The following is a 25,665-nucleotide window of genomic DNA, read 5'->3' on the forward strand; positions in this document are numbered from 1 at the left end:
CCCATACATGCTCAAGGTAAGAGTATTCAAGGCAATCGAATATCCCGAAGAATGTTTGCAATATATTGCAGGACATCGGAAGGTGCTGGAAGCCTATGGTGTGACGAAGGTGACCTCCGCAAATGTCGACTGGATGTACGAGCCTTATACCTACATTATTACCGTGAGCAATGACGACTATACTAAAACATATGGTGGCTGCCGGATACAGCTGGCCGGAGGAAGTGTTCCGCTCCCGATTGAGAGCGCCATCAACAATATGGACCCCAGGATATACGACATAGTAAGGGAATTAGCCGCTGCCGGCGGTACCGGTGAATTTTGCGGGTTATGGAATTCCCGGGAGGTGGCCGGCTGGGGTATTGGCAGCATTGTCCTCTTCAGGGTGGTAAATGCCGTATTGAACCAGTTGCCTGTCTCCACCTTTTTAGGGTTCTGCGCGCAAACTACCTTTCGCAACAGTATCCGTACCGGGTATCAGATTATGACCAATATCGGTAATCAGGGTACTTTTTATTACCCCAAAGAAGACCTGATCGCTACCGCGCTCATACTGAACGACCCCCTGGAACTGAAGAGCGCCCACCCGGAGGACCGCGAAAGAATGATAAGTTTACGCAACAATCCGGTGCAAACGATTGTAGAAAAAGGGCCTAAGGGAGAGATGCAGGTTGACTATGACCTGAGGATCATGTCGGCGACAACGAGCGACCTTCCGCTATCCCGGTAGCAATAAATAATTTAACGATGAACAACGTACTAGTAGATGCTATTGCAACGAGCCAACAGAGATCATTAGAAAGGAAAGTAGAGTTTTTCAGGTTAAAGGACCCCGCACAGCTGGACGCCCTTACCCAGTTGCTCGTCCAGCAACCCGGTATCCGCGTCTTCGACGAGATACAATCGCAGCTGGCAGAGCTTATCCGCCTTCAACATCCAACAGAAAGATTATCTGACGCCGCCCTCGCCGAAAAGGTGGCCGCCCACCTGGGCAACACGTCCCCAGCCGCTTATGGCGTATGGGTATACTACCCCTGGTCTGGCTATGTGGTGCATATTCTTGACGAAGCTGAATTTATACAGCTGCGCACCAGCCGCAATCAATATAAAATCACAGAAGCAGAGAGAAAAATCCTGCAGACAAAAAAAATTGGCGTTATCGGCCTTTCCGTAGGACAGTCCGTAGCCATGGCGCTGGCCATCGAAAGGCTCTGCGGAGAACTTCGTATAGCCGACTTTGACCGGCTGGACCTCAGCAATATGAACCGTATCCGGACAGGCGTTCATAATGTGGGCATCCTGAAAACAGTATTGGTGGCCCGGGAAATCGCCGAAATTGATCCTTTTCTAACGGTCCATTGTTATGATAATGGTATTTCTGATGAAAACATAGACGCTTTTCTGACCACCGGTGGCCCGCTGGACATACTCGTGGAAGAATGTGACAGCCTGGATATCAAGGTGCTGGCCCGTCAGCGTGCCAGGTCCATGCAGATACCGGTAGTGATGGACACCAGCGACCGGGGCATGGTGGATGTAGAGCGGTTTGATCTCCAGCCTGATTTACCTATATTGCATGGACGGATACCGGAAGATATCACCGCCCCCCAGGTACGAAACATGCAGGGACCGGAAAGGATGGAACTGGTAGACCGTATTGTTAATTTCAATGCCATGTCAACCAAAATGCAGGCCTCTCTCGCTGAGATAGGCAAAACGATTACCACCTGGCCGCAGCTGGCTTCGGCCGTAATGCTGGGAGGCGCCGCTATCGCCCATGTGTGCCGGGAAATAGGGCTGAAACGAGAGGTTGCCTCCGGCCGTTATTATGTAGACCTTGAACAGATTTTTAATCACGATAAATGATCCGAAATAAGCCATGCGACTTCTGATCAGACCGGCATTTTACAAATTCGTATGCCTGTTGCTGTTAGTAACGGCCCACTGGGTGCCTGCCTGGGCAGATACCATCTGCATATCCCACAACTATCCTATCCAACTGGCTGAATACGGCCAGCTGGAATACCTGCTGGACCCGGCCGGCGACCTCACGTTTAAGGACGTGGAACACTCCCCCGCTTTTCAGAAGCTGCCAAAACAGATTCCCAATTTCGGGCTGACCAAGGACGCCATCTGGCTTCGCTTTACCGTCAAAAACAGCACCCAGTTTCCGGAGCTGATGTTCAATATCACCTATCCGATCCTGGACCTGATAGACCTATACTACCCTGGCCCCAACGGCTACGAGGTGATTCCGGGAGGGGAATTACGGCCCTTCAAAAAAAGACCGGTCGTACACCAGAACTTCGTGTATAATGTCAGTATTCCTACCGGCTTGTCCAGCACTTTTTATCTGCGTATACAAAGCCGGGAGGCCATCCTGGTGCCGGTCTACATCGGCACGGCCAGGGAGATATACAGCAAATTGTATAACGACGACCTGCTGCTCTCCATCTATATCGGTATCATTCTCGTTATGATATTCTACAATACCTTCATTTTCTTTTCCGTAAAAGACTGGAGTTATTTTTACTATATCATCTACATCGCCTGTGTGGGATTGGCGCAGATCTGCCTGCATGGTTTCGGGTACCGTTTCTTCTGGCATGAAAACCTGTACGTCACCGAGCAAAGCGTACTGTGGGCTGGCGCCCTGTCGGGCATCTCGGTACTGTTGTTTGTACAGAGCTTCCTCCACGTGCGGGAAAAAGCCCCCTGGGCCTACCGGACCATGAACCTGTTTGTGATTGTATATTCGAGCACTATCGTACTGTCACTGCTAGGGTATTTTTCCGTCGCGTACGCCCTTATAGATTTCCTGGCCATTACCGGCGTCAGCTTCATTTTGCTGTTTGCCATCATGCAGGCCGTGAAACATTCCCGCACTGCTAAAATATTCGTACTGGCGTGGACAGTGTTCATTCTCGCCATTATCTGTTTTGTATTGAAGGATGTGGGCATCATCCCCTATAATATCTTCACCAGCCATATTATCGTAATAGGGTCCGCGATAGAGGTCATACTGCTGTCCTTTGCCCTGGCAGACAAAATCAACACCTTTAAAGCCGAAAAAGAAGCATCACAGGCCATCGCCCTGGAGATCTCCAAAGAAAACGAACAACTGGTAAGAGAACAAAATATCATCCTGGAAGCTAAAGTACAGGAACGCACGGAGGAACTGCAAAACAGTAACCACGACCTCAATGTGGCCCTTACCAACCTGAAAGACACCCAGACAAGGCTGGTGGAAAAGGAAAAAATGGCGTCCCTCGGTCAGCTGACCGCCGGCATTGCCCATGAAATCAATAACCCGATCAACTTTGTCACCTCTAATATCAAGCCGCTGAAACTTGATATTGCCGACCTGCAGGAGCTGCTTAACCGCTACGACAGGCTGGCCGGCAAAACCGATATACAAAGTGAGCTGAAGTCCATCGAACAATTCAAGCGGGAAATTGATATCGAATATATTCATGAAGAAATATCTTCCCTGATCAAGGGCATCGAGGATGGTGCCGCCCGTACCGCAGAGATCGTGAAAGGGCTACGTACCTTCAGCCGTCTGGACGAAAGCGATGTGAAGTCCATCGATATCCATGAGGGCCTGGACTCTACCCTGGTACTCCTGCGCAATGGCATTCCGCCCAATGTTAACATCATTAAGCACTATTCGGAACTGCCTAAAATTGAATGTTACGCCGGTAAGATCAACCAGGTGTTCATGAATATCTTCTCCAACGCCCTGAATGCGATCAAAAGCAAAAAAGAACAACACAACGAATCCATTACCATTACCACCGGCCAGGAAGACCAGTTTATCGTTATCCGGATCAAAGACACGGGGATTGGCATGTCGGAAGAGGTGCAACAGAAGATATTTGACCCCTTCTTTACCACCAAAGACGTGGGGGAAGGGACCGGCCTGGGGCTTTCTATCGTATTCAGCATCATAGAGAAACACAAGGGTAAAATCATCGTAAATTCCACCCCCGGGGAAGGAGCGGAATTTATTATATATTTACCTCTCAACATCACGATTCATCAATCATAACCATAACACCCTTTAATGAAAGAAAACCGCATTAGAATATTATATATCGATGATGAAATCCATAATCTGAACGCCTTCAAGGCCAGCTTTCGCAGAAGTTACGAGATTTATACCGCAAACTCAGCGCAGGAAGGCAAACAATTACTGAAGGAGATTATGGTCCATATCATCATAGCGGACCAGAAAATGCCTGTATCTACCGGGGTGGAGTTTTTTAATGAAATCAAAGACACCCTTCCCGACCCGATGCGCATTTTGCTGACCGGTTATACCGATGTGGAAGACATCATTGATGCCATCAACAAGGGGCATATCTTTTCCTATATCAAAAAACCCTGGGATGAAAACGAGCTGCATAAAACCATCAACAATGCGTATGAGATCTATTCTACCCGCAAACAGCTCAAGGAAAAGATCGCAGAACTGGAAAAAACCAATGATGAGCTGAACCGCTTCATCTACTCCACTTCCCATGACCTTCGTTCCCCGCTGATGTCTGTACTGGGTATTATTAACCTGTCACGGCTCGATAATTCAGTGGTAGACCCCAACGGCTATATGAACATGGTAGAATCCTGTGTACTGAAGCTCGACGGGTTTATCCAGAAAATCATCGAATACTACCGTAATTCCCGCCTGGAAATAGAATATGAGAAAATAGATTTCAATACCCTGTTGAATGACTGTATCACCGCCTTTCAGCCACAGAACACTGCCATCCGGTTTAATACCCAGGTGGACCAGGTAGCCGAGTTCCGGGGAGATACTTTCCGGATCAGCGTTATTTTAAACAATCTTATTTCCAACGCTGTTAAGTACCAAAAACCGGAAGAACCTGAACCAACGGTCAACCTGTCGGTAAAAGCAGAACCGCATAAGGCCACCATCTGCATCCGGGACAATGGTATCGGTATCCTGAGCGAGCATCTGAACAACATCTTTAAAATGTTCTTTCGCTCCAAGAACAACAACAAACCAGGAAGTGGCATAGGCTTATACATCGTAAAGGAAGCCCTCAGCAAAATTGGCGGTACAATTAATGTAGAGTCCAAATACGGCGAAGGCACTCAATTTGAAATTACCATCCCGAACAGAAATGAATTCGATACCTGACCTGCGCGTCATATTGATTGATGACAATGAGATTGATTTATTGCTGCATGAGAAGTTGATAACCTTTCAACAAATCAGCAGAACGGTGATTTCATTCGCCAATGCTAACAAGGCACTGGAGTTTTTATCATCCAATATCGCCCTGCCCAAAATACCCCCTACTATCATTCTGCTGGATATCCAGATGCCTGAAATGGATGGCTTTGAATTTCTTCAGGCATTTGATACCTATCCTCAGAAAATAAAATCGCAGTGCCATATTGTGATGGTATCGTCCTCCCTCGATTATGGCGATATCACCCGTACCAATGCCAATCCACTCGTCATCAAATTACTCCGCAAACCCTTGCTGCTAAAAGAACTGAAGGAAACCGTAGAAGGAATTTTTAAAGATTTTGTGTAAAAAGTTGGCAGATTCGGAAAATTATCTATTTTTGCATTCCCGAAAGGGAAAATATGGGGGATTAGCTCATCTGGTAGAGCGCAAGCATGGCATGTTTGAGGTGAGCGGTTCGAGCCCGCTATCCTCCACAAAAAAATCGTTAAAACCCGCGCCCAGCGCGGGTTTTCTGTTTTTATTATCGCCGTATTTTTTGTATTCCAAACATCATTACACCCCTATTTTCTCCACCGTTTTTTCATGCTGACAATAGGCAATGACCGTAAAACCGGACAATGTACTTTTGCTATGCCCTGTATAAAAAAATCCGGTCACTGACCGGATTTCGTAATGTCTATGATTTCTTCATACTGGCTTTGATCGTGTCTACTTCAGCTTTTAGCTCCTTGTTTTCCTTGTCAAGCTGAATAAGGTACAATGTCAATTCTTCCACTTTTCGGAGGAGTTTGCTGTTCATCTCTTCCAGGTCAATGCCTTTCTCTTTCACCGCTTCCGCAGAGGGCATATCAGGCAAATGCTGATGCTGACTGATATATGCGTCCAGTTCCTGCAACGACGGCAGGCTGTAGTCTTTAGCAAATACATAATCCGGCCAGCGTTGCTGGTTCTTTACCACGATCCTTTCCGCTATCATATTACCGGCCACGGCCAACCGGTATCCTTTGGTATCGTGTACGCCTACCCCGACGTTACCTCCGTTAGGATTCAGGTATATGTTGCCTTGTTCTGCCGTAGGTGAAAAAGCCTGGATAAAACCACTGTTATCCTGGCCTACAGAAATCCCCAGCCCGCCCTGGAAATTAGGAGAGACGCAGGTGATATGATGGCCGCCGGAAAAGAGGTTCTGCTGGCTGGTGGGAACACGGATGGTCATACCGCCGGTCCTCCCTGTGCTGACAATTAGCGCATCCGATGTTGCCGGATAAATGGCCGGATACAAACTGGCGTCTCCCACCACCATACCGCCGGGCGCTGCTACCGGATCATATTGTTTAAAGGGTTGTACTTCCGTCACCTCTGTCGCTTTCGCCAGCTGTAACACAGGGTTTTGAACGTATCCTGTAAAGGAAAATTCAGTCAGCATAGAGTTATTGTCGATCATGACAGCCAGGTACTTCTGGCCGTTATAACGGAGTGTCACCAGAGAGGCCAGCTCATTGTAGCTGATAAGGCTTCCCCTGTCTGAATTATAGGCTGATGCGGTATTTACCTCTATGGTCCATTTCCGGTTCCACGACCCCATGTGGCCGCGTATACCGGTGATCTTTCCCATCACAAAACAGCCGTCCATAAGAGCACTGTCATAGGATTTATGTAGCAGGACGTAATTAAACCCCTGGCTGTCATCTGTACTGCCCGGGATTTCCGCATTCATCCAATAGGTCCTGGTGGGGGATGGCTGCCTGTCCTGTGTGATCGTATAGGTTGTTTGTGCATAGGTAGCAACCGAAAAAACTGCCATTAGCAGTAACGTACATGCAATTCTCTTCATGAAGTATAGGTTTGAAACAAAGAATAAAAACGGGTTTATCAGTTGTTGTTGGGTACTTTTATTTGCTGAACGGGTAACACAATAATAAAGGCAGTCCCTTCTCCTTCCACACTGGTAGCGGTAATAATCCCCTGGTGTTTGTCAATTACCTTCTTGGCAATGGCCAGTCCGATACCGGTGCCTTCGTAATGGTCTGCATTATGCAGGCGCTGAAAGATGGTGAATATTTTGGACAGGTACTTTTCATTAAACCCAATGCCATTATCGCGAATGGTTATACGGCAATAGTCGCCATCGGCCTGTGACAGACCGTCGACTGAACTTCCGGCTATGGTTTCAGCGGAGATATGAATTTCCGGGGCCAGGTCTTTCCGGGAAAATTTAAGGGCGTTACTGATGATGTTCTGGAACACCTGACGGATCTGCCCAGGAACAGCTTCAATATGGGGCAATTTTTCCACACGCACCACAGCTTGTTTCTCTGTAATGGTCAATTCAAGGTCGCTGATAATTTCCTGTACGACCACATTCAGGTCGGTTACTTCGTATATGCTTGCTGCCGACAACCGGGAATAGTTCAGGAGATCATTGATCAGCCGGGCCATTCTCTCCGATGAGCCTACGATCCTTTCCATATAGGACATAGCGCCGGGATCGGTTTTCAGGAAGCGGTCCCGCACAATGGCGCCAAACAGCTGTATTTTACGCAACGGCTCTTTAAGATCATGAGAGGCCACAGAGGCAAACTGTTGCAGATCGTGGTTACTGGCTTCGAGCGATTTGTTGATCTCCACCAGCTCTTCGGTCCTTTCCTTTACTTTCTGCTCTAATATTTCGTTGGTCTGTTTCTGATGGGCAATATCGGTGAAGGTGCCGATCCATTTGCTGATACCGGTATTTTCCCTCACAGGGATAATACGCAGCAGGTGACAGCGGAAACTATTGTCTGCCCTGTCTTTCAGGTAAACTTCCTTTTCCAGCGGCAGGCCGGCATACAATGTATCATCGAGGCATTGCCGCAGGCTTTTGTCCATTGGCAGGGTTTCCGGCAACAGCTGCAGGCTGTCGGCGTATTTAAACCAGTTGCGGTTGGCATATTCTATCTGTCCATCGGGGGTAACGGTAAAGGCTATCTGAGGCAGTACTTCGAGCATGGTATGCAGCTCGTTCACCTTTTCGCTGAGGGCGGCCTGCGCCAGCTTACGGACTTCCACTTCCTCCTGGAGCGATTGATGTATCTGCTTGAGCTCCTGCGACTGCTGGTAAAGGCGGGAGAACGTTTTTACTTTCATCAACAGGACGTCCGGATCTACCGGCTTGGTGAGATAATCGATACCACCGGAGTCGTAGCCTTTTACGATGAAACGCTTTTCTTTATTGACCGCAGACAGAAATATGATAGGAATATCCTTTGCCTTGCTGTAGCCGGAAATAGCTTCCGCCACCTCAAATCCGTCCATACTGGGCATCTGCACGTCCAGGATGATCAGGGTGTAGCTGTTTTTCAGTATTTTTTTTAACGCCTCTTCACCAGACAACGCCGTATCCACTTCAAACTGGTATAACTCAAGCGTTTTCCGGATGGATAAAATATTCTCAGGCTTATCATCAACAATCAAAATCATACATGAATTATTGGGCTGGAATTTTTTTTTCAATAACCATACCTCAACCGACCATCAGGCCGGCAAAACTATTAATAAAAGGCGCCATGTCGGCCGCTGCCAGCACGTAATCCACCGGCACAGCCTGTATGGCATGGCGTGGCATAAAATCCACGATGGCGGTGTCCGGGTCCTGTACGATGGTGATACCGCCGGCTTCATGCACATCTGCCAATCCTTCCACACCGTCGTCATTGGCGCCGGACAGCAACACGGCCATTGTTTGCGGGCCAAATACTTCCACTGCAGAAGTAAACGTAACGTCTATACTGGGACGGCTGAAATTTACTTTCTCGGAATAATCCAGGCTCAGCGTGCGATCTGTTTCTATCAACAAATGATAGTCACCCGGCGCAATGTAAATAGTGCCGGGCAGGAGCAGCTCTTTCTCTTCCGCCTCGCGGACAGGCAATGAGGTTTTGACGGCCAGTAACTCCGCCAGCACAGAATCTGAGCTGCTTTGCCTGTGCAGGACAATGATCACCGCTGCATTCAAACGTACCGACAGCCCCGGCAATAATGTCAGGATAGCCTGTAAACCACCGGCGGAACCGCCGATCAACACCACGCGGGAAGCTGTGTCCATAGTTATTTTGTTGATTACAGATGATGTTTCCGCCAGATCTTCTCTTTACCGTCCAACTGCCTGAACTGCCCTGACACAGTGGTAAAGTTAAGCGATTCCTTGCTGCCCAGCGCCAGGAAGCCCAGTGGCTCCAGGCTGTCGCAAAACAGCCGCAGCACTTTATCCTGCAGCATTTTATTAAAATAGATCAACACGTTCCGGCAGATGATCAACTGGAATTCATTGAACGAACCATCTGTGACCAGGTTATGGGGAGAAAAAATAATTTTCCCTCCAAGGTCCTGCCTGAACTTAGCATATTCGTAGTTGGCCGTATAGTACGATGAAAAATCCTGTACTCCGCCGGCTTCCATGTAATTGCGCGAATATTGCTGCATCTGTGAAAGCGGGAAAATACCGGTCCTCCCTTTTTCCAGCACACTGGTATTAATGTCTGTTGCATAAATCACTGATTTATGCAACAGGTTAGCCTCATGCAGCAAAATAGCGAAAGAATACACTTCTTCCCCTGTAGAGCAGCCGGCATGCCATATCCGGATAAGCGGATATGTGGCCAGCACCGGCAGTACCTGTTGACGAAGCGCATAATAAAACTGCGGATCACGGAACATCTCCGTTACATTTACCGTGATCTCCTCCACAAAACGCGACGCATAATCTGCGTCAGTAATAATACGATAGCGGAATTCTGCAAAGCTCGGGAAACGGTCCAGCTGAAAAAGATGATTCACCCGCCTGTTAATGGAGGCATGTGCGTACTCGGTAAAGTCATACCCATAACGCTCCAGCACATCGTTGAGTAACATGCTCACTTCCTGTTCACTAATATGATTCCTGTTCACAGCTTATACAGATAAGTATTGTTGTAGCTGCGAGAGCAACACATCTACATCAACTGGTTTTGAAATATAGTCGTCAGCACCCGCTTCAAGGCATTTCTCCCGGTCACCCACCATTGCTTTGGCTGTTACCGCAATAATGGGCAGATGCTTTACCCCTTCTTTGGCCCGCAGCGCCGCAATGGTTTCATAGCCGTCCATGTCGGGCATCATAATGTCCATCAGCACCACGCCTACCTGATGCCCACCGTTCAGCAGCGCCAGTCCTTCTGCGCCGGTAGAAGCAGCAATACAGGGTATCCCGCGGGAGCGCAACACAGCCTTTAACGCAAAAATATTGCGGGCGTCATCATCTATGATCAGTACTTTTTTCTGCTCCATATTATTTCATGCCTTTATCGTATAGCCATACACGTAATAACGAAATCAACTGGTCTACGTCCACGGGTTTGGAGATATAGTCTGACGCGCCTGCTTTCAGGCATTTCTCCCGGTCACCCATCATGGCTTTGGCCGTGACGGCGATGATCGGCAGATGGGCCATTGAAGGCTGCTTGCGAATAGCGGCAATAGCGTCGTAGCCATCCATTTCCGGCATCATCATATCCATCAGCACAATATCCACGGTATGTTCATTGAGTTGCTGCAGCGCCTCTTTTCCGTCTACCGCGGAAAGCACTTTCATCTGGTGCATCTCCAGCGCTTTCGTGAGCGAGAAAATATTGCGTACATCATCATCGGCCACCAGTACGGTCTTGCCTTTCAGCACTTCGTTGAGCAGCGACATTTTGCTGTTGCCGGTTTGTGCGGCCGCATTGTTTTCTGATACCAGGTGCAGGAACAGTGACACCTCGTCCAGCATGCGCTGATAGGAATGTGCCGTTTTTACGACGATGGAATCTGCGTACTGCCGTATCCGTTGTTCTTCCGCCCGCGAAAGGCTTTTGCCGGTAAATATAATGATGGGCAGGTTTTCCAGCCCTTTGATTTCTTTTACCGTTTCCAGTGTTTCATAGGCCTGCTGGTCAGGAATACCCATGTCCAGTATCACGCAGTCCACATCTTTCTGCTGCAGTAATTGTACACCGTCGGTAACAGTACTGCTGATTTCTGAATTCACCTGGTAGTTGCCCAGGAAATAGGCTAGCGCTTTGGCGTGTTTGGCATTCTCCTCCAGTATCAGCACCTTTTTGGTGGAACGTTGCAGAACAAATTCCAGCTTCTCAAAGATGTGCTGCATGCTTTCCATGGTGACCGGCTTGCTCACAAAGTCAACCGCGCCTTTCATCAGGCTTTCCTTTTTCGCTTCCAGCGAAGAGATGATGTGTACGGGTATCGGGCGGGTGACCGGATCATTTTTCAATTCTTCCATTACCTGCCAGCCGTCTTTCACCGGCAACTGGATATCGAGCAGGATGCCGACAGGCCGGTATTTGCGGGCCAGTTCACCGGCCATGTCGCCTCTGACAGTAACAACGCCTTTATATCCCCGCTGACGGGTAAATTCAAGCAGTGCTTTGGCAAAGTAAGTATCGTCTTCCACAATCAGCACAATGGAGTCCCCTGGTTGAATATGGTCACGGTCATCAGGGATATCACCGGGAATCAGTGGCGCCAGGTAAGACATGCCTCCTTTGGCAGCCAGCCCTTCGTCCACTACAGTAGGCTCTTTGATGGTTGTTGGTGAAGCTACCGGGGCTGAAGTGGTCTGTTCATATTTTCGTGCTACCGGTACCGTTACTGAGAATTCGCTGCCGTCTTCGCCGTTGCTTTCAAGGGAAATGTGGCCGCCCAGCAGCTTGGCCAGTTCGCGGCTGATAGACAGCCCCAGTCCGGTTCCACCGTATTTGCGACGGGTAGAGCCGTCAGCCTGCTGGAACGCTTCGAAGATCACCTGTTGTTTTTCCACCGGAATACCGATGCCTGTGTCTTTTACCACAAAGCGGATAGTACCGGCTATATCGCCCCGCTGTACTGATAGCGTAACAGAACCTTTGGCGGTAAATTTCAGGGCATTGGAGAGGAAATTTTTGAGTATCTGCTCCAGCCTTATCTGGTCTGTCTCTATTGATGCCGGCGCACCAGGCATGGCAGCCAGGTGCAGCGCCAGTCCTTTGTCCCGTGCAATCGGCTCAAACAGCGCCTGCATATTGGAGAGGATATTTTCAATGTATACCTGGCCATATTCCAGTTCCATCTTACCGGATTCTATCTTGGAGAGGTCCAGTATTTCATCTATCAGCGTCAGCAATCCTTTACCGGAGGAATTGATGACCTGCGCGTATTCCACCTGGTCGGCATTCAGGTTATGGTCATGGTTTTCAGACAATAACCGTGACAGCAGCAGGATGGAATTGAGCGGCGTGCGCAGCTCATGTGACATATTGGCGAGGAACTCTGACTTATACTTGGTGCTGAGTGCCAGCTCTTCTGCTTTTTTGTGGATATCGAGGTTTCGTTCCACGATGATCTGGTTTTTCTCTTCCAGCATGCGGCTTCTCTCTTCCAGTTCAGCATTGGACTGCATCAGTTCTTCCTGTTGCACTTTAAGTTCTTCTTCCGATACCTGCAGTTTCTGTGTTTGTGCTTCCAGTTCCGCGTTGAGGCTTTCCAGCTCGCTGTGTTGCACCTGTAGTTCTTCTGCCTGTGACTGTGTTTCCTCCAGCAGTTCCTGCAGACGTATGCGGCTGCGGGTGCTTTGAATGGCCACAGCTATACTGTGGGATGCCCGTGTCATATATTGCATGGCGCTTTCGCTGAAAGGAAACAGCGAACCGATTTCCACCACGCCTTCCGCTATGCCGGCGTGTATCAGTGGTATAATAAACACATGTCCGGGTTGTGCGGAGACTGACCCTCCGGCGATGTGCAGGAAATTATCAGGGGTGTCACGGAGGTGTATCGGCTTACGTTGAAGCAATGCCTGCCCCATCAGTGTTTTGCCGGCTGCCACTACGGGGGGAGCCGGATATTGGTCCGACAGCGCGTGCCCGGCGGAGAAATGCAGGTCGCCATTCTGGCGGATGTAGAGCACGCCTGTTTGCGCGCCGGTATATTGTACCAGATCGGACAAAGCGTCTTTGGTGAGGGACTGCATGTCCCTTTCAGTCAGCAGCGTTTCACTCATTTTGTTAAGCCCTGCCTGTACCCATATCTCCTGTTCATTTTCCTCGCGGAAGGCTTTCAGATCAGCCGCCATTTGTACTACGGCGTTACCGAGCGTATCTTCATTACTGCGGGGTTTCACGGCGATATTAAAATCTCCCTTGCCGATGCTGTCCGCTGCCATGGCCAGCTCCTGGCCGGTCAGATCAATAGCGGCGAGTGATTTTGACAAGCTGCCGATGGCATCCCTTGTACGGATATCGGGCGCTTCCCCGCTCATGCCTTTGGCTATTTTATCGGCCGCAGAACGCAGTATGTTCAGGCTTTCGGTAATCGTCTTGGCAGTGTAGGTAACGAACGCTATCACTAACACTACAATAAGCACCAGGAAAACAAGATAGCGTGTTTTGAGGTCATTTTCTTTCTGTGCAATGGTACGCGCCTCTTTGCTGACCTTGTCCACAATACTGCGTTGCAGCTGTTTGAGCTGGTCTACCGCCGCGCTGGAATTGTCCCACCATGAGTCTGCATTGAAAAGGGTATCTATCTTCCGGTTTTTGATAGTATTGCTGATAAAATCGGAGGTGATCACGTATTCGTTGCTTTTCTCTACTTTCAGCAGGGCAGCAGCATTGGCGGGGGATGATTTATCAAGGAATTCGGCCCGCAGCGAAGCATACATGTCGTTGTTGTTTTCGATGCGGGAGAAGTCGTCCGGCCACACTTCCTTTTTCAGGATGAAGTAGTAGAGGTCCATCCGTATGAGGCCCTGGTAGGCGGCCATCTGCGCCAGCAGGTACTGTGAATTAAGGTCCTGCTGCAGGGGCTTCAACACACTGATATCCGGTGTACTGGCGTGCGCCAGGTTGTTGAGCCGGAAGATCAGATTGGAATAATAATCCAGCACTTCCCGTTGTGGCATGCTCTTATTGTCGATCTCTTTTCTTTTTTTCGGGAGCGTATTGAGCAGCGAATAGGTAAAAAAACGGCTATCGGCCGCCAGCAGCCTGGATTTCACGGCATCGATGGCGAGGTCTGTTTTGGCCCGCTGCATCAGCAGGTCGTTCTGGGAGTAGTTGCCCAGCACGTAATTCACGCTGGAACGGCGTTCCATATGTATTTCATCGGCCACCTTCATCACGGTGGCGGCTGTACTTACGTCCTGTAGCAGGTTTTCGATGCTGCGGATATCCTCACTCTGTTTGTTGAATATCTGGATACCCAGATAAATAAGGCATATCAAGGGAACAATAGCAATCAGGAATAACTTCCTGGGCAGTGGCAGCTGCATAAAAAATTTCTTCATCCGCCTGAGCTCGTTTAATTTTTTTTCAGGAAAATATAAATGTTGGGTAATGGCATCACAAACCGTATACCTAACTAAACCAGTGCTATGAAAATACCAACAAAATCATAAATTTGTCTTTATTCTAAATCTCATATGGTGAGCAGCTGTAAATATTCCTCTGTACTTTTAATTGATGATGACGTGGACGACAGGATGATATTTGGCGACGTATTGAAAGAGTTGGTGCCGGATATTATTTACAACGAAGCTATCAACGGTGAAGATGCCCTTGCGCGGCTGGAAGAAGGTTTAGTACCTGATCTGATCTTCCTGGACCTCAATATGCCGCGGGTAGACGGTAAGCAGTTCCTGGCAGAACTACGGCAGATTGAACATCTTCGTCACATTCCTGTTATCATCTATACTACATCTTCCCATGAATCGGATAAAAAGGAAACCCGTGCGTTGGGCGCCTCCTATTTTATCACCAAACCGAATAGTCTGCACGAACTGAGTCAGCTGCTGAAGGGTATCCTGGAACAGACGATCCAGTATTCCCTGTAGCCGTACCGCATTAAAAAAGGCCTTGCAAGGAATTGCATGGCCGGATATTTATTATTGTTAAGATATTCGATTTTTTGTCGCAGGACAACCTGACAGGACCTTGGAAAGTTCACCCCAAAACACACACCCATGGCCCATCTCCTGTACAGGCAGTGTTGTATTACAGCATCCTGGTCAATCCAATAAATATATATAAACGATTTTAATATCCAGAAATTATTTATGAAGCTGGACAACCTGCTTCAAACTTAATAAATTGCACGTTCTAATCTAATGGTATTATGAATCTGGAAGAACTGGAAAGGTTATATCAGGAACAGGCATACACGGTAGCGACGATTGAACTGGAAACATATCTGGAAGAGCATCCGGCCGAAGCCGCCGCGTGGTACCTGATGGGCAAGTGCAGGCTTGAAATAGCCAAATCCGCCGAGGACAGGGAGGAAATGACCACTGCATACCAAACCGCATACGAAGCATTCAGCAAAGCATTGGAATACAACCCTCAACATGTCCAGGCGAGGGTCCACCGCGCTTATATGGGCGCCAATGTTATCAACGATAAAGTAGCAGAAACACTGGAAGATTGCCAGTTTATCCTTGATCAGGGTGATGAGGAACTGATCACCAAAGCGCTCCTGTACCGCTTTCAGATATGGGTGCTGCAAAATGAAACAGACAAAGCCCTGGCAGATATGCACCGCAATCTGGAAATCTACCAGTCGCTCTACCACGATGACCTCCCGCAGCTCAATGTGGCGCGGTTCCAGTGCTACACCCGCATAGGCGACGTATACTATCACAACGACAATAAACCTACCGCACTGGATTATTACCGGCAGGCATTCCAATGCACCGTATACAATAACCGCACCCTCTCCACCCTGCATTTTGCCCTCGAAATGGCAGACTACGACTTCGCCGCGGAAATGCTGCACATCGCCAGCACTTCGGGAGAACAGGAAGAGGAAGACATGCTGAAAATACTCCACCAGGTAAAAGCCCTGCTGGACCAGGGTGTACGGCACCCCGCACTGGCCAGGGAATTCTGCTGGGGCACCATCGACTTCTGGCACCAGTTCTACGGTGAAGATGAAGCGGAAGGCACGCTGGAACAGATATCCACCGGCAAACGCTTTATCTCCCTGTACCCGGAGGAGAGTTATTTTTATCACTTCACCGCTACCGCCCTCTTTAATATCGGCAGCTACAGCGAATCACTGCCGTATTATGAAAAGGCGATAGCCATGCGGCCTTACCCGTCCACCATTATCCGGTGGTACTATGCCCATTACAAAACACATGGGGAGTTCCCGGACAACTGGACCGATCTCGATTACCCTATTGCGTACGACTGGTATTCGGCCGGCGTGGTATGTAATGAACTGCTGCAGGAAGAGCAAGCCTCAGGGCCCCGTCAGATACTGACGCAACTGAAAAAATACCTCTACCAGAAAGCATACGCCCTGTATTATCCCTACTGGTACGAAAATACCGGTTCGTCTTACGCCGGCCATCCGCACCATTTTGCCATGTGCTGCAACAACTACGGCATCACGCTGTTTGAACTGGGCGCATATGAAGAAGCTATTCATATCCACAGCGTAGGGTATAACATGTCCCCCTTCTGGGAGCAGCTGGAATCCCGCGCCGACGCGTTTCATCAGCTGGGGAAATATGCCGAAGCCGTGGCCGACCGGCAGATGATCCTCAACACTTTTATCTCCAGCCTGCCGCTGGTATATTACGTGTCTATCCATGAACGGATCATTGAAGACCTCACCGCACTGGAACGCTATGACGATGCCATGGCCCTCTATAATAAGATCCTGACGGAATATGAAGAGTGGATTACCAACGATATGGACGAACTGGAAGAAGAAGAAAAAGAAATCATCATCTATAACATAGACCGCATCAAAACCGGCCGCGCCTTTATCAAAACAGACAGTCAGGACGACCTGCACGAAAGGATACAGGCCCTCGAAAAACATCTCGAGGAAAAACCCGACGACAGTGACGCCTACTTCAACCTGATGTACCTGTATTATGACAATGGCCAGTACGAACACTGCATCGGCGCTGTCAATAATCGTATATCCATTGGCGGTATAGCCAAACTGCCGCTGGTATCGCAGATGAAAATCTTCTACTTCAGAGGTAAAGCCGCACTTAAACTGAACAGGCACGAAGCTGCCATCCAGGATATGCTGCAAACCCTGGAAATCATGTCCCGTGGTGATGAATCAGACAATTCACCGAACAACCGCTGCGGCGTATATGCTTTCCTCGCAGAAGCGTACCTGGGACTGGAAGACTACGACAACAGCCTGCAATACGCCAATCAATGCGTGCAGACCTATAAAGACATGAACTGGAGCTGGGACGCAGAATCGTCCGCTTTCTATTACACGATGGCTTTGGCACAGGAAGGCAAGGGAGACCTGAGCGCCTGCCGCAAAACCATTGACCGTATCCTGGAAAAAGACCCGGGCTTTCAACCGGCAGTTAGTAAAAAGGCCGGATTGAAAAACGGCAGCGGGCTGTTTTCGTTTCTGAGGAAGAAGAAAGATTAATTAATCGTAATAAAAAAGAAAAAGCGCAGAGTTGACCTCCGCGCTTTTTCTTTCTATCGTGATTTGTTAATTGATCAGAACTTTATTCCGTACCAGCAGACACGCGCCGATGATACCAGACTTTTCGCCGAGGCCGGAGATACGCAGCTTGGTATCGTTGTTCACCAGACTGAGGGAGTATTTATTCACCGCGCTTTTAATAGGCAGCCGGATATAATCCTGTGTGGCTGCCAGGCTTCCGCCCAGGATCACCAGTTCAGGGTTGAAGATATTGATCAGCAGGGCGATGCCGCGGCCGAGGTTTTCTCCTATTTTAGCTATCAGCTCGATCGCGAGCACATCATCATGTATAGCAGCGTCAATAATATCTTCCAGCTGGATGTTGTCCGGCGCGCCGGGTTTGCGGCTCAGCATGGAGGAAGAGCCTTCCCGTAATTTGTCCTGGAACATGCGGGTAAGCGCCCATCCGGAGGCTTCTGTTTCCAGGCATCCTTTTTTCCCACAATGGCAGATGATTTCATTATCAAACAGCGGGATATGCCCCACTTCACCACTATAGCCTGATTTACCGTAATACAGCTGGCCGTCTATCAGCACGCCCATCCCAATGCCATAGTCGAGGTTCAGAAAAAGAACATTCCGTTCCCCATGTACCGCATCGGAGCTGAATTCGCCGTAAGCCATAGCACGGGAGTCGTTTTCCAGGAAAACACGGATACCGATTTTCGACTCGATAATTTTACTCAGCGGCTCTTCATCAAAATAGAAAAAGCTGTAACTATAGCCGGTGGCGTAATTGATACGACCCGAGAGATTGATGCCGATGCCCAGTATTTTTTCCCGCGGCACAGGCAGACCGTCGATAAAATTGCTGATAAGCGTACAAAGTTCTTCCAGGGAAGCTTTGTTGTTATCCAGTTTATAGGGAATATTCTCTTCCGTGCAGACCAGGTTCTTCTGCAGGTCAGACAGTCCCAGGTTAAGATGATGTTGTTTTACATCTACTCCTATAAAAAATGCGGAATCAGGTACCAGGCCGTACAGGTTGGGTTTCCGGCCGCCGGTAGATTCCACTTTTCCGTAATCTTTTACCAGGCCGTCCTGGATCAGGTCATTGAGCAGGGTGGTTACTTTGGGTGCGCTAAGGTTGAGCTGTTTGCACATATCGGCAATGGTGGCATTGCCGATGTTGGCGAAGTAGGCCAGTGCGGCCTTCTTCAGGTGAATGTTCTTATAGGCTACCCCGGTAAGATTTTCATTGTTCAATTCCTCGAAAAAGGTTTTAGCCATATAGTGTGCTTTACTTGATTGAGGGGCCAAGTTAATAACGTTATTCTTAATAATTATTAAAAGCAGGCGCGATCAAATCGATTATTTACATAAACGGACAATATTTCAAAAATTATTTTATTATTTAACAAGAATAAATAAAATTTATTAATTAGTATTAGCAGTTAGTAATTAATTTTTTTATTTTAGTCGTCTATCCAGCTCTTTTATGATTGATATCAGACGAATTATTATCAGCCAACTTCTTTGTCTTTTCGCCTGGCAGCTCAATGCCCAGTCGCTGCAAACCGACCTGCTCATTATCGGCGGCGGGGCCAGTGGCACCACAGCCGGCATACAGGCTGCCCGTATGGGCGCCCGCGTAACGATTCTGGAAGAAACCACCTGGCTGGGAGGCATGCTCACCTCCGCCGGCGTTTCCGCCATAGACGGCAACAATACCCTGCCATCAGGCCTCTGGGGCGAATTCCGGGAACAGCTGCACCAACATTACGGCGGCCCCCAGGCCGTAGCCACCGGCTGGGTAAGCAACACCCTCTTTGAACCATCGGTAGGCAATAGTATCCTGCAACAGCTGGCTGCCAAAGAAAAACAGCTGCAAATATTTTTTAACACCAGCTGGACAAGCGTCAAAAAAATCAACGGCCGCTGGCAGGTCAGCTTCATCCGCAACAACCAGCCAGGCACTATAGAAGCGCTACTGATCATAGACGCCACCGAACTGGGCGATATCATGGCCGCCACCCACACCGCCTACCGCACCGGCATGGACAGCCGTATGGAAACCGGTGAAGCCGTGGCACCGCTCAAAGCCAACAACTATATCCAGGTACTTACCTATGTGGCCACGCTTAAAGATTATGGCGCCGGCGCCAACAAAACCATTCCCCGCCCGGCAGGATATAATCCCGGTATCTTCCGCTGCTGCTGCGCCAATGATGATCCCTATAGCAGCAACGGTGGTAAAATGAACTGCGACCATATGATGCAGTACGGCAAACTGCCCAATCACAAATACATGATCAACTGGCCCGGCTGCGGCAACGACTACCCGCTCAACGTCATCGAAATGACCCGCGAAGCCCGCACCCAAGCCCTGCAACAAGCCAAACTACATACGCTCCGTTATGTCTACTACCTGCAAACAGAACTGGGCTACAAACATCTCGGTATCGCTGATGATGAATATCCTACTGCCGACAAACTGCCCATGATCCCCTACTACCGGGAGGCCCGCCGCCTCAAAGGCATCGCCACGCTTAGTTTTAACCATTTGGCTAATCCTTTCGGGCAACCGGAAGCCTATTATCGTACAGGCATTGCCGTAGGAGATTACCCGATTGATCACCATCAGGAAAAAGATCCGGCAGTACCGAAAATAGATTTCTCCAAAGCCAAAGTGCCCTCCTACAATATTCCGCTCGGCTCCCTGATACCCGCTACCACAGACGGACTGATCGTGGCTGAAAAAAGCATCAGCGTCACCAATATCGTTAACGGCGCCACCCGCCTGCAACCGGTCGTACTGCAGCTGGGCCAGGCCGCCGGCGCGTTGGCGGTCATCTCCCTGCAACAAAAAATACAACCACGGCAGGTAGCCGTCAGGCAGGTGCAGCAGGCCCTGCTGAAAGCAGGCGTATATCTCATGCCTTACATCGATGTGCCGAAAGAACACCCGCACTTCGCCGCCATACAACGTATAGGCGCTACCGGTATACTTCGCGGCACCGGCATACCGCATACCTGGGCCAATCAAACCTGGTTCTATCCACAGCGGCCCATCAGTGAATATGAATTTACACAGGGACTGCTCACCTACTACCCGGATGCGCGGAAGCTGACGCCCACCGGGCAGGACCTCACCCCTGCCTTTCTGATAAAAGCCTGGCAGACTGCCGGCATTACCGTCACCTACGACCAAATAGCGGCTGCATGGCATGAGCTGCAGCTCAGCACTGTCCTGCACGAAAGTCTGCCGCTTAACCGCGAAATGGCCGCCGTACTGACCGACCATTTCCTTCACCCTTTTGATATTCCTGTGTCCTTTACCGGCGCTGTTCAACCATAAAACCACCACATCATGAAAATAACAGGCACTTTCCTCGACGAGATCAGTCACGATATCCCGCACCAGAACTGGGGCCGGGCAGAATGGGACGCCGATTTCTCCCATATGAAAGCCGTTGGCATAGACACGGTATTTCTTATCCGCAGCGGGTTTCAACGCTGGCTCACCTATCCTTCCAAAGTTGTGATGCAGGAAGAAGGGGGCTATGAGCCTCCCGTAGACCTGGTAAAAATGTTCCTCGAACTGGCCGACAAACACCATATGAAATTCTACTTCGGCCTGTACGACTCCGGTAAATACTGGTGGAAAGGCGATTTCCAGAAAGAGGTCGACATCAACCTGAAAGTCATTGATGAAGTATGGAAAAATTACGGTCATTATAAATCCTTCCAAGGCTGGTACCTTACACAGGAAGTAAGCCGCCGCACCGGTAAGGTAATTGACCTCTACGCCAAACTGGGCAAGCATTGCAAGGATATCTCCAATAATCTGCCCACCCTCATATCCCCCTGGATAGATGGCAAAAAAGCGGTGATGGCCGCATCTTCCACTATCACCAGAGAAGAGGCGGTGTCACTAAAACAACATGAAAGCGAGTGGAGCGAAATATTCGATGGCATCAAGGGCGTAGTGGACGCTGTCGCCTTCCAGGATGGCCATATCGAATTCCATGAGCTGCCCGATTTCTTTGCCGTTAACAAAAGGATGGCCGACCGCTACGGCATACAATGCTGGACCAACGCCGAATCCTTCGACCGCGACATGCCCATCAAATTCATGCCCATCAAGTTTGAAAAACTGCGCATGAAGCTGGAAGCCGCACGTAAAGCGGGTTACGACAAAGCTATTACCTTCGAGTTCTCACATTTTATGAGCCCGCAGTCAGCTTACCTGCAGGCCGGGCACCTCTATAACCGCTATAAAGAATACCTCAAAACCCTCTGATCAATGAACAGAACAATGGAATTTCACGATTATGCCACGTTGTACCGCAACAACCTGTTGAACGATGTCATCCCCTTCTGGATGCAGCATTCACCAGATACACAATATGGCGGCTATTTTACCTGCCTCGACCGCGACGGTAAAGTGTTCGATACAGACAAGTTCATCTGGCTGCAATGCCGGGAAGTATGGTGTTTCGCGATGCTGTACAATAAAGTGGAACAAAAACAGGAGTGGCTGGACATGGCCGTCCAGGGTGCGGAATTTCTCCGGAAACACGGGCGCGACAAAGACGGGAACTGGTATTTCTCCCTTACCCGTACCGGCGAACCGCTGATAGCGCCTTATAATATTTTCTCTGACTGTTTTGCCGCCATGGCTTTCGGGCAACTGTACCAGGCCACCGGCAATGCAGACTACAGCGATATTGCCATCAGCACTTTCCACAATATCCTTCGCCGCCAGGACAATCCGAAAGGGCATTATTCCAAAGCTGTCCCTGGTACCCGGCCATTGCAGAACTTCGCGCTGCCCATGATACTCTGCAACCTGGTGCTGGAAATGGAGTCACTGCTTGATAAACAGCTGGTGGAAGATACCATCCGACAGGGCGTCCATACCGTGATGGATATTTTTTATCAGCCCGATGAAGGCCTCATCATGGAAAACATTACACCGGAAGGCCAGCTCTCCGATTCCTTTGAAGGCCGCCTGATCAACCCCGGCCATGGGCTGGAGGCCATGTGGTTTGTGATGGACCTCGCCACCCGCAACAACGATTCCGCGCTGATCACCAAAGCCAAAGACATTGCGCTCTCACTGCTGGAATATGGATGGGACCAGGAATACGGTGGCATCTTCTATTTCCTGGATGTAAAGGGATACCCGCCCCAGCAGCTGGAATGGGACCAGAAACTGTGGTGGGTGCACATAGAAACCATCATCAGCCTGTTGAAAGGTTACCTGCATACCGGTGATGAAAAATGCTGGCAGTGGTTTAAAAAAGTACACGATTATACCTGGAAACATTTCCCGGATCCTGAAAATGGTGAATGGTTTGGTTATCTTAACAGGCAGGGGCAGCCGCTGCTTCCGCTCAAAGGCGGTAAATGGAAGGGCTGTTTCCACGTGCCAAGAGGACTTTACCAGAGCTGGAACACGCTGCAGCAACTGGCAGCCAAACAAGCATTATCTACTCAACCTAAATAGCTATGGCGGTAATATCCACAACCAACCAGCCACAGGTCACCGTCTCCGGCAGCCGGCAATCTTATATGCCGGCCCTCGTTTCGCTGGCCGTACTGTATTTCATGATGGGTTTCATCACCTGTCTGAATGATACGCTGGTACCTTTTTTCAAGAAAGGGTTCACACTTACTTATTCCCAGTCGTCGCTGGTACAGTTTTATTTCTTCCTCACCTACGGCATCATGTCGGTGCCTGCCGGCAGGATCGTAAGCCGTACCGGCTACAAGAAGGGAATGGTGCTGGGTTTTGCCATTGCGGCCATAGGCGGGCTACTGTTTTATCCGGCATCCGTGTATCATCAGTATGTGCTGTTTCTGGCGGCGCTGTTTGTCATCGCCATCGGCATTGTACTGTTGCAGGTGGCCGCCAATCCCTACATTACAGCACTGGGGCCTGCCCATACCGCCTCTGCGCGGTTAACGCTGATACAGGGCGTAGGCTCTGCAGGCACCACTGTGGCGCCGTTGTTCGGCGCCCACTTCATCCTGGCCAGACTGGCAGAATCGCACGCCTCCAGCGAGGCCGTAAGATATCCGTACCTCGGCATAGCAGCGTTGTTGCTGCTGATCGCTTTTGTTGTTTCGCGTTTATCCCTTCCCGTTATCAGTACTACCGGAAGTGCCGGTAAAGCCGGGCATGATGACGGCAAAGGTGTCTTCTCTTACAGGAACCTGCGTTTCGGCATTATAGGCATTTTCGTGTATGTAGGGGCGGAGGTGGCTATCGGTACTTTCCTGACCAACTATATCACCGACCTGCTGGGTGTTCCGGAGAATGTGGCCAACAATTATGTGGCCTTTTACTGGGGAGGCATGCTGGTGGGCCGTTTGCTGGGCGCCGGCCTGTTGCGCGTGCTGCCGCCGGCCAGGGTGCTGGCCGTATGTGCCCTGGGGGCGATAGCGCTGATACTGTTGTCTGTCAGCACCTCCGGGCTGCTGGCCGTGTGGAGCATGATTGCGGTGGGGCTATGCAATGCGATTATGTTTGCCACTATTTTTTCTTTGTCGGTAGAAGGCGTTGGCCGTCATACTACTTCCGCGTCGGGACTGTTGTCTACCGCCATCTGTGGCGGTGCAGTGATCTCGTACGCCCAGGGACTGCTGAAGGACCACGCTACCTGGCAGATCGCTTTTCTGATACCGGTCATCTGTTATCTCTATATCCTGTTTTATGGCCTCAATGGGCATAAAGCATCAAAACAGCCTGTATGAAACGGAGAGATTTTTTAAAACGGTCGGGCATGGCTTCCGGTGCGCTGTTACTGCCCTCTTTTGTGCAGGCAGCCGTACGGGGTACGCAGCCGCCTGCGGGCCGCCGGGTAGTGTTTATCCGGCTGCAGGGCGGCAATGACGGGCTGAATACCATTATTCCCTATAGTCAGGAATGTTATTATCAACAGCGGCCGCAGCTGGCTATTCCGGCAGCGGAAGTGCTGCCGGCTTCCGGCGGCTGGGGCTTCCATCCGGCCCTGGAGGAGCTGATGCCTGTTTATGAGCGGCGACAGCTGCTGGTGCTGCAACAGGTAGGTTACCCTGGTACCGATCAATCGCATTATCATTCCGGCCAAATATGGCGTACCGGCTGCTGTCAGGGGCTGGGGGCCAATCATTGGTTGCCCGCGTCTGTGCCTGTAGCGGATTACGGGGAACAGGATTTTAACCTGTCGTTAGAGGATATCGCCCGCAGGATTATTCAGGGAGATGTGACCGCTGTTTATCATGTGTCCCTGGATGGCTTTGACACTCATCAGTTTCAGCGGGTGCAGCATGATCCGCTGCTGGCCGACTATGCGCGTGGCGTGCGGCGGCTGTTGCAACAGCTGGAGGAGAACGGCCAGCTGGACAATACGCTGGTGGTCACCTGGTCGGAATTTGGCCGTAGCCTGAAAGAGAATGTGCGCCGGGGAACTGATCATGGCGAGGCGAACCAGGTCCATATTTTCGGCAGCCGGCTGAAACAGTGGGGCATAGAAGCCTGTACGCTGGGCGATGGCCACCTGCCGGTGCGGACAGACTTCCGCAGCGTATATGCTACTATTGCCAGCCGCTGGCTGGCAGCAGACAGCAGGCTTAATGGCCGCTTTCCGGCCATGGCTTGGCTCTAGTGCCTATTTCAGGGGCCTTTTCGCGGGATTCCGTTCACAAATTTTTTTAATTCATAGAAAATAATACCTTTGCAGTCCTTTTTGAGTAAAAAAGGACTGCTTTTTTACTTATTTTCGCGCGGCCCTCCGGGGCTGGCGGCTGAAAGCAAAAGTTCTTATTTTTATCAGTTCCGGGTGTGGTGAAATTGGTAGACATGCCAGACTTAGGATCTGGTGCCGCAAGGCATGGGGGTTCGAGTCCCTCCACCCGGACATATACTATTAAGTGGCAATGTGTCAATATGGCAACGTGATAATGCTATGCTTTCCTTCACTTTCATTGTCACTGCGCT

The 25,665-nt window shown here is 49.8% G+C and carries 19 protein-coding genes and 2 tRNA genes; 14 read left to right on the forward strand and 7 right to left on the reverse strand.

Features of this window, described 5'->3' with window-relative positions; genetic code table 11:
• Positions 1-7 precede the first annotated feature (7 nt).
• The 6 genes from ACTJJS_RS12195 (at position 8) to ACTJJS_RS12220 (ending at position 5,695) form a co-directional block, all read left to right on the forward strand.
• On the forward strand, positions 8-730 hold the full coding sequence (locus ACTJJS_RS12195) for a hypothetical protein (protein WP_440663883.1): 723 nt from the start codon (positions 8-10) through the stop codon (positions 728-730).
• A 17-nt stretch (positions 731-747) separates the two neighbouring features.
• A complete protein-coding gene (locus ACTJJS_RS12200) occupies positions 748-1,866 on the forward strand; it encodes a ThiF family adenylyltransferase (RefSeq protein WP_440663884.1) in 1,119 nt (372 codons plus the stop codon).
• Positions 1,867-1,879: 13 nt separating this feature from the next.
• Positions 1,880-4,051 carry a sensor histidine kinase gene (locus tag ACTJJS_RS12205; RefSeq protein WP_440663885.1) on the forward strand — a complete coding sequence of 724 codons (2,172 nt, stop codon included), beginning with the start codon at positions 1,880-1,882 and terminating at the stop codon, positions 4,049-4,051.
• Positions 4,052-4,066: 15 nt separating this feature from the next.
• Entirely contained in the window at positions 4,067-5,164 is a 1,098-nt protein-coding gene (locus tag ACTJJS_RS12210) for a sensor histidine kinase (protein ID WP_168871380.1), read from the forward strand.
• The gene (locus tag ACTJJS_RS12215; protein WP_078670208.1) at positions 5,148-5,567 is read left to right on the forward strand and encodes a response regulator; all 420 of its coding nucleotides are present in this window, start codon (positions 5,148-5,150) and stop codon (positions 5,565-5,567) included. The genes ACTJJS_RS12210 and ACTJJS_RS12215 overlap by 17 nt, the downstream gene beginning before the upstream one ends.
• Before the next feature lie 55 nt (positions 5,568-5,622).
• Positions 5,623-5,695 (forward strand) — tRNA-Ala (locus tag ACTJJS_RS12220).
• A gap of 203 nt (positions 5,696-5,898) precedes the next feature.
• Here the strand turns inward: ACTJJS_RS12220 and ACTJJS_RS12225 are convergent.
• The 6 genes from ACTJJS_RS12225 to ACTJJS_RS12250 are packed head-to-tail and all read right to left on the reverse strand — an operon-like array spanning position 5,899 to position 14,556.
• A complete protein-coding gene (locus ACTJJS_RS12225; protein ID WP_440663886.1) occupies positions 5,899-7,056 on the reverse strand; it encodes a hypothetical protein in 1,158 nt (385 codons plus the stop codon).
• Positions 7,057-7,094: 38 nt separating this feature from the next.
• Entirely contained in the window at positions 7,095-8,681 is a 1,587-nt protein-coding gene (locus ACTJJS_RS12230; protein ID WP_440663887.1) for a hybrid sensor histidine kinase/response regulator, read from the reverse strand.
• Positions 8,682-8,724: 43 nt separating this feature from the next.
• Positions 8,725-9,306, reverse strand: coding sequence for a chemotaxis protein CheB (locus ACTJJS_RS12235; protein WP_440663888.1), 582 nt, complete (start codon positions 9,304-9,306; stop codon positions 8,725-8,727).
• A gap of 14 nt (positions 9,307-9,320) precedes the next feature.
• Positions 9,321-10,148 (reverse strand): CheR family methyltransferase, encoded by an 828-nt coding sequence (locus ACTJJS_RS12240; RefSeq protein ID WP_440663889.1) that lies wholly within the window; start codon positions 10,146-10,148, stop codon positions 9,321-9,323.
• 3 nt (positions 10,149-10,151) lie between these two features.
• Positions 10,152-10,526: a response regulator gene (locus tag ACTJJS_RS12245; protein ID WP_440663890.1), complete on the reverse strand. Its 375-nt coding sequence runs from the start codon at positions 10,524-10,526 to the stop codon at positions 10,152-10,154.
• A gap of 1 nt (position 10,527) precedes the next feature.
• Positions 10,528-14,556, reverse strand: coding sequence for a response regulator (locus ACTJJS_RS12250; protein WP_440663891.1), 4,029 nt, complete (start codon positions 14,554-14,556; stop codon positions 10,528-10,530).
• A 135-nt stretch (positions 14,557-14,691) separates the two neighbouring features.
• Here ACTJJS_RS12250 and ACTJJS_RS12255 point away from each other — a divergent pair, with 135 nt between their 5' ends.
• Both ACTJJS_RS12255 and ACTJJS_RS12260 read left to right on the forward strand, forming a co-directional pair.
• Positions 14,692-15,102 (forward strand): response regulator, encoded by a 411-nt coding sequence (locus ACTJJS_RS12255; RefSeq protein ID WP_440663892.1) that lies wholly within the window; start codon positions 14,692-14,694, stop codon positions 15,100-15,102.
• A gap of 281 nt (positions 15,103-15,383) precedes the next feature.
• Positions 15,384-17,678, forward strand: a complete 2,295-nt coding sequence (locus ACTJJS_RS12260; RefSeq protein WP_440663893.1) for a hypothetical protein — start codon at positions 15,384-15,386, stop codon at positions 17,676-17,678.
• 66 nt (positions 17,679-17,744) lie between these two features.
• Here ACTJJS_RS12260 and ACTJJS_RS12265 read toward each other — a convergent pair whose 3' ends face one another.
• Positions 17,745-18,968 carry an ROK family protein gene (locus tag ACTJJS_RS12265; RefSeq protein ID WP_168871372.1) on the reverse strand — a complete coding sequence of 408 codons (1,224 nt, stop codon included), beginning with the start codon at positions 18,966-18,968 and terminating at the stop codon, positions 17,745-17,747.
• A gap of 208 nt (positions 18,969-19,176) precedes the next feature.
• On the opposite strand from ACTJJS_RS12265, the gene ACTJJS_RS12270 reads away from it, so the two are divergent.
• From ACTJJS_RS12270 to ACTJJS_RS12295, 6 genes are all read left to right on the forward strand, one after another.
• Positions 19,177-21,036 carry an FAD-dependent oxidoreductase gene (locus ACTJJS_RS12270; protein WP_440663894.1) on the forward strand — a complete coding sequence of 620 codons (1,860 nt, stop codon included), beginning with the start codon at positions 19,177-19,179 and terminating at the stop codon, positions 21,034-21,036.
• Positions 21,037-21,048: 12 nt separating this feature from the next.
• Positions 21,049-21,981: a DUF4434 domain-containing protein gene (locus tag ACTJJS_RS12275; protein WP_168871370.1), complete on the forward strand. Its 933-nt coding sequence runs from the start codon at positions 21,049-21,051 to the stop codon at positions 21,979-21,981.
• Between the two features lie 3 nt (positions 21,982-21,984).
• Positions 21,985-23,190 (forward strand): AGE family epimerase/isomerase, encoded by a 1,206-nt coding sequence (locus tag ACTJJS_RS12280; RefSeq protein WP_440663895.1) that lies wholly within the window; start codon positions 21,985-21,987, stop codon positions 23,188-23,190.
• A gap of 2 nt (positions 23,191-23,192) precedes the next feature.
• A complete protein-coding gene (locus tag ACTJJS_RS12285; protein ID WP_440663896.1) occupies positions 23,193-24,440 on the forward strand; it encodes a sugar MFS transporter in 1,248 nt (415 codons plus the stop codon).
• Positions 24,437-25,333, forward strand: a complete 897-nt coding sequence (locus ACTJJS_RS12290) for a DUF1501 domain-containing protein (protein WP_440663897.1) — start codon at positions 24,437-24,439, stop codon at positions 25,331-25,333. Before ACTJJS_RS12285 ends, ACTJJS_RS12290 begins: the two co-directional genes overlap by 4 nt.
• A 170-nt stretch (positions 25,334-25,503) precedes the next feature.
• A tRNA-Leu gene (locus tag ACTJJS_RS12295) sits at positions 25,504-25,585 on the forward strand.
• Positions 25,586-25,665: the final 80 nt, after the last annotated feature.

It is taken from the genome of Chitinophaga sp. 22308, from assembly GCF_052045305.1.
Classification (GTDB): Bacteria; Bacteroidota; Bacteroidia; order Chitinophagales; family Chitinophagaceae; genus Chitinophaga; species Chitinophaga varians_A.

Excerpts from the sequence above, each read along its gene's own strand:
- ACTJJS_RS12195 (WP_440663883.1), top strand. The coding sequence starts at position 8 with ATGCTCAAGGTAAGAGTATTCAAGGCAATCGAATATCCCGAAGAATGT.
- ACTJJS_RS12200 (WP_440663884.1), top strand. The coding sequence starts at position 748 with ATGAACAACGTACTAGTAGATGCTATTGCAACGAGCCAACAGAGATCA.
- ACTJJS_RS12205 (WP_440663885.1), top strand. The coding sequence starts at position 1,880 with ATGCGACTTCTGATCAGACCGGCATTTTACAAATTCGTATGCCTGTTG.
- ACTJJS_RS12210 (WP_168871380.1), top strand. The coding sequence starts at position 4,067 with ATGAAAGAAAACCGCATTAGAATATTATATATCGATGATGAAATCCAT.
- ACTJJS_RS12215 (WP_078670208.1), top strand. The coding sequence starts at position 5,148 with ATGAATTCGATACCTGACCTGCGCGTCATATTGATTGATGACAATGAG.
- ACTJJS_RS12225 (WP_440663886.1), bottom strand. The coding sequence starts at position 7,056 with ATGAAGAGAATTGCATGTACGTTACTGCTAATGGCAGTTTTTTCGGTT.
- ACTJJS_RS12230 (WP_440663887.1), bottom strand. The coding sequence starts at position 8,681 with ATGATTTTGATTGTTGATGATAAGCCTGAGAATATTTTATCCATCCGG.
- ACTJJS_RS12235 (WP_440663888.1), bottom strand. The coding sequence starts at position 9,306 with ATGGACACAGCTTCCCGCGTGGTGTTGATCGGCGGTTCCGCCGGTGGT.
- ACTJJS_RS12245 (WP_440663890.1), bottom strand. The coding sequence starts at position 10,526 with ATGGAGCAGAAAAAAGTACTGATCATAGATGATGACGCCCGCAATATT.
- ACTJJS_RS12250 (WP_440663891.1), bottom strand. The coding sequence starts at position 14,556 with ATGAAGAAATTTTTTATGCAGCTGCCACTGCCCAGGAAGTTATTCCTG.
- ACTJJS_RS12255 (WP_440663892.1), top strand. The coding sequence starts at position 14,692 with ATGGTGAGCAGCTGTAAATATTCCTCTGTACTTTTAATTGATGATGAC.
- ACTJJS_RS12260 (WP_440663893.1), top strand. The coding sequence starts at position 15,384 with ATGAATCTGGAAGAACTGGAAAGGTTATATCAGGAACAGGCATACACG.
- ACTJJS_RS12265 (WP_168871372.1), bottom strand. The coding sequence starts at position 18,968 with ATGGCTAAAACCTTTTTCGAGGAATTGAACAATGAAAATCTTACCGGG.
- ACTJJS_RS12270 (WP_440663894.1), top strand. The coding sequence starts at position 19,177 with ATGATTGATATCAGACGAATTATTATCAGCCAACTTCTTTGTCTTTTC.
- ACTJJS_RS12275 (WP_168871370.1), top strand. The coding sequence starts at position 21,049 with ATGAAAATAACAGGCACTTTCCTCGACGAGATCAGTCACGATATCCCG.
- ACTJJS_RS12280 (WP_440663895.1), top strand. The coding sequence starts at position 21,985 with ATGAACAGAACAATGGAATTTCACGATTATGCCACGTTGTACCGCAAC.
- ACTJJS_RS12285 (WP_440663896.1), top strand. The coding sequence starts at position 23,193 with ATGGCGGTAATATCCACAACCAACCAGCCACAGGTCACCGTCTCCGGC.
- ACTJJS_RS12290 (WP_440663897.1), top strand. The coding sequence starts at position 24,437 with ATGAAACGGAGAGATTTTTTAAAACGGTCGGGCATGGCTTCCGGTGCG.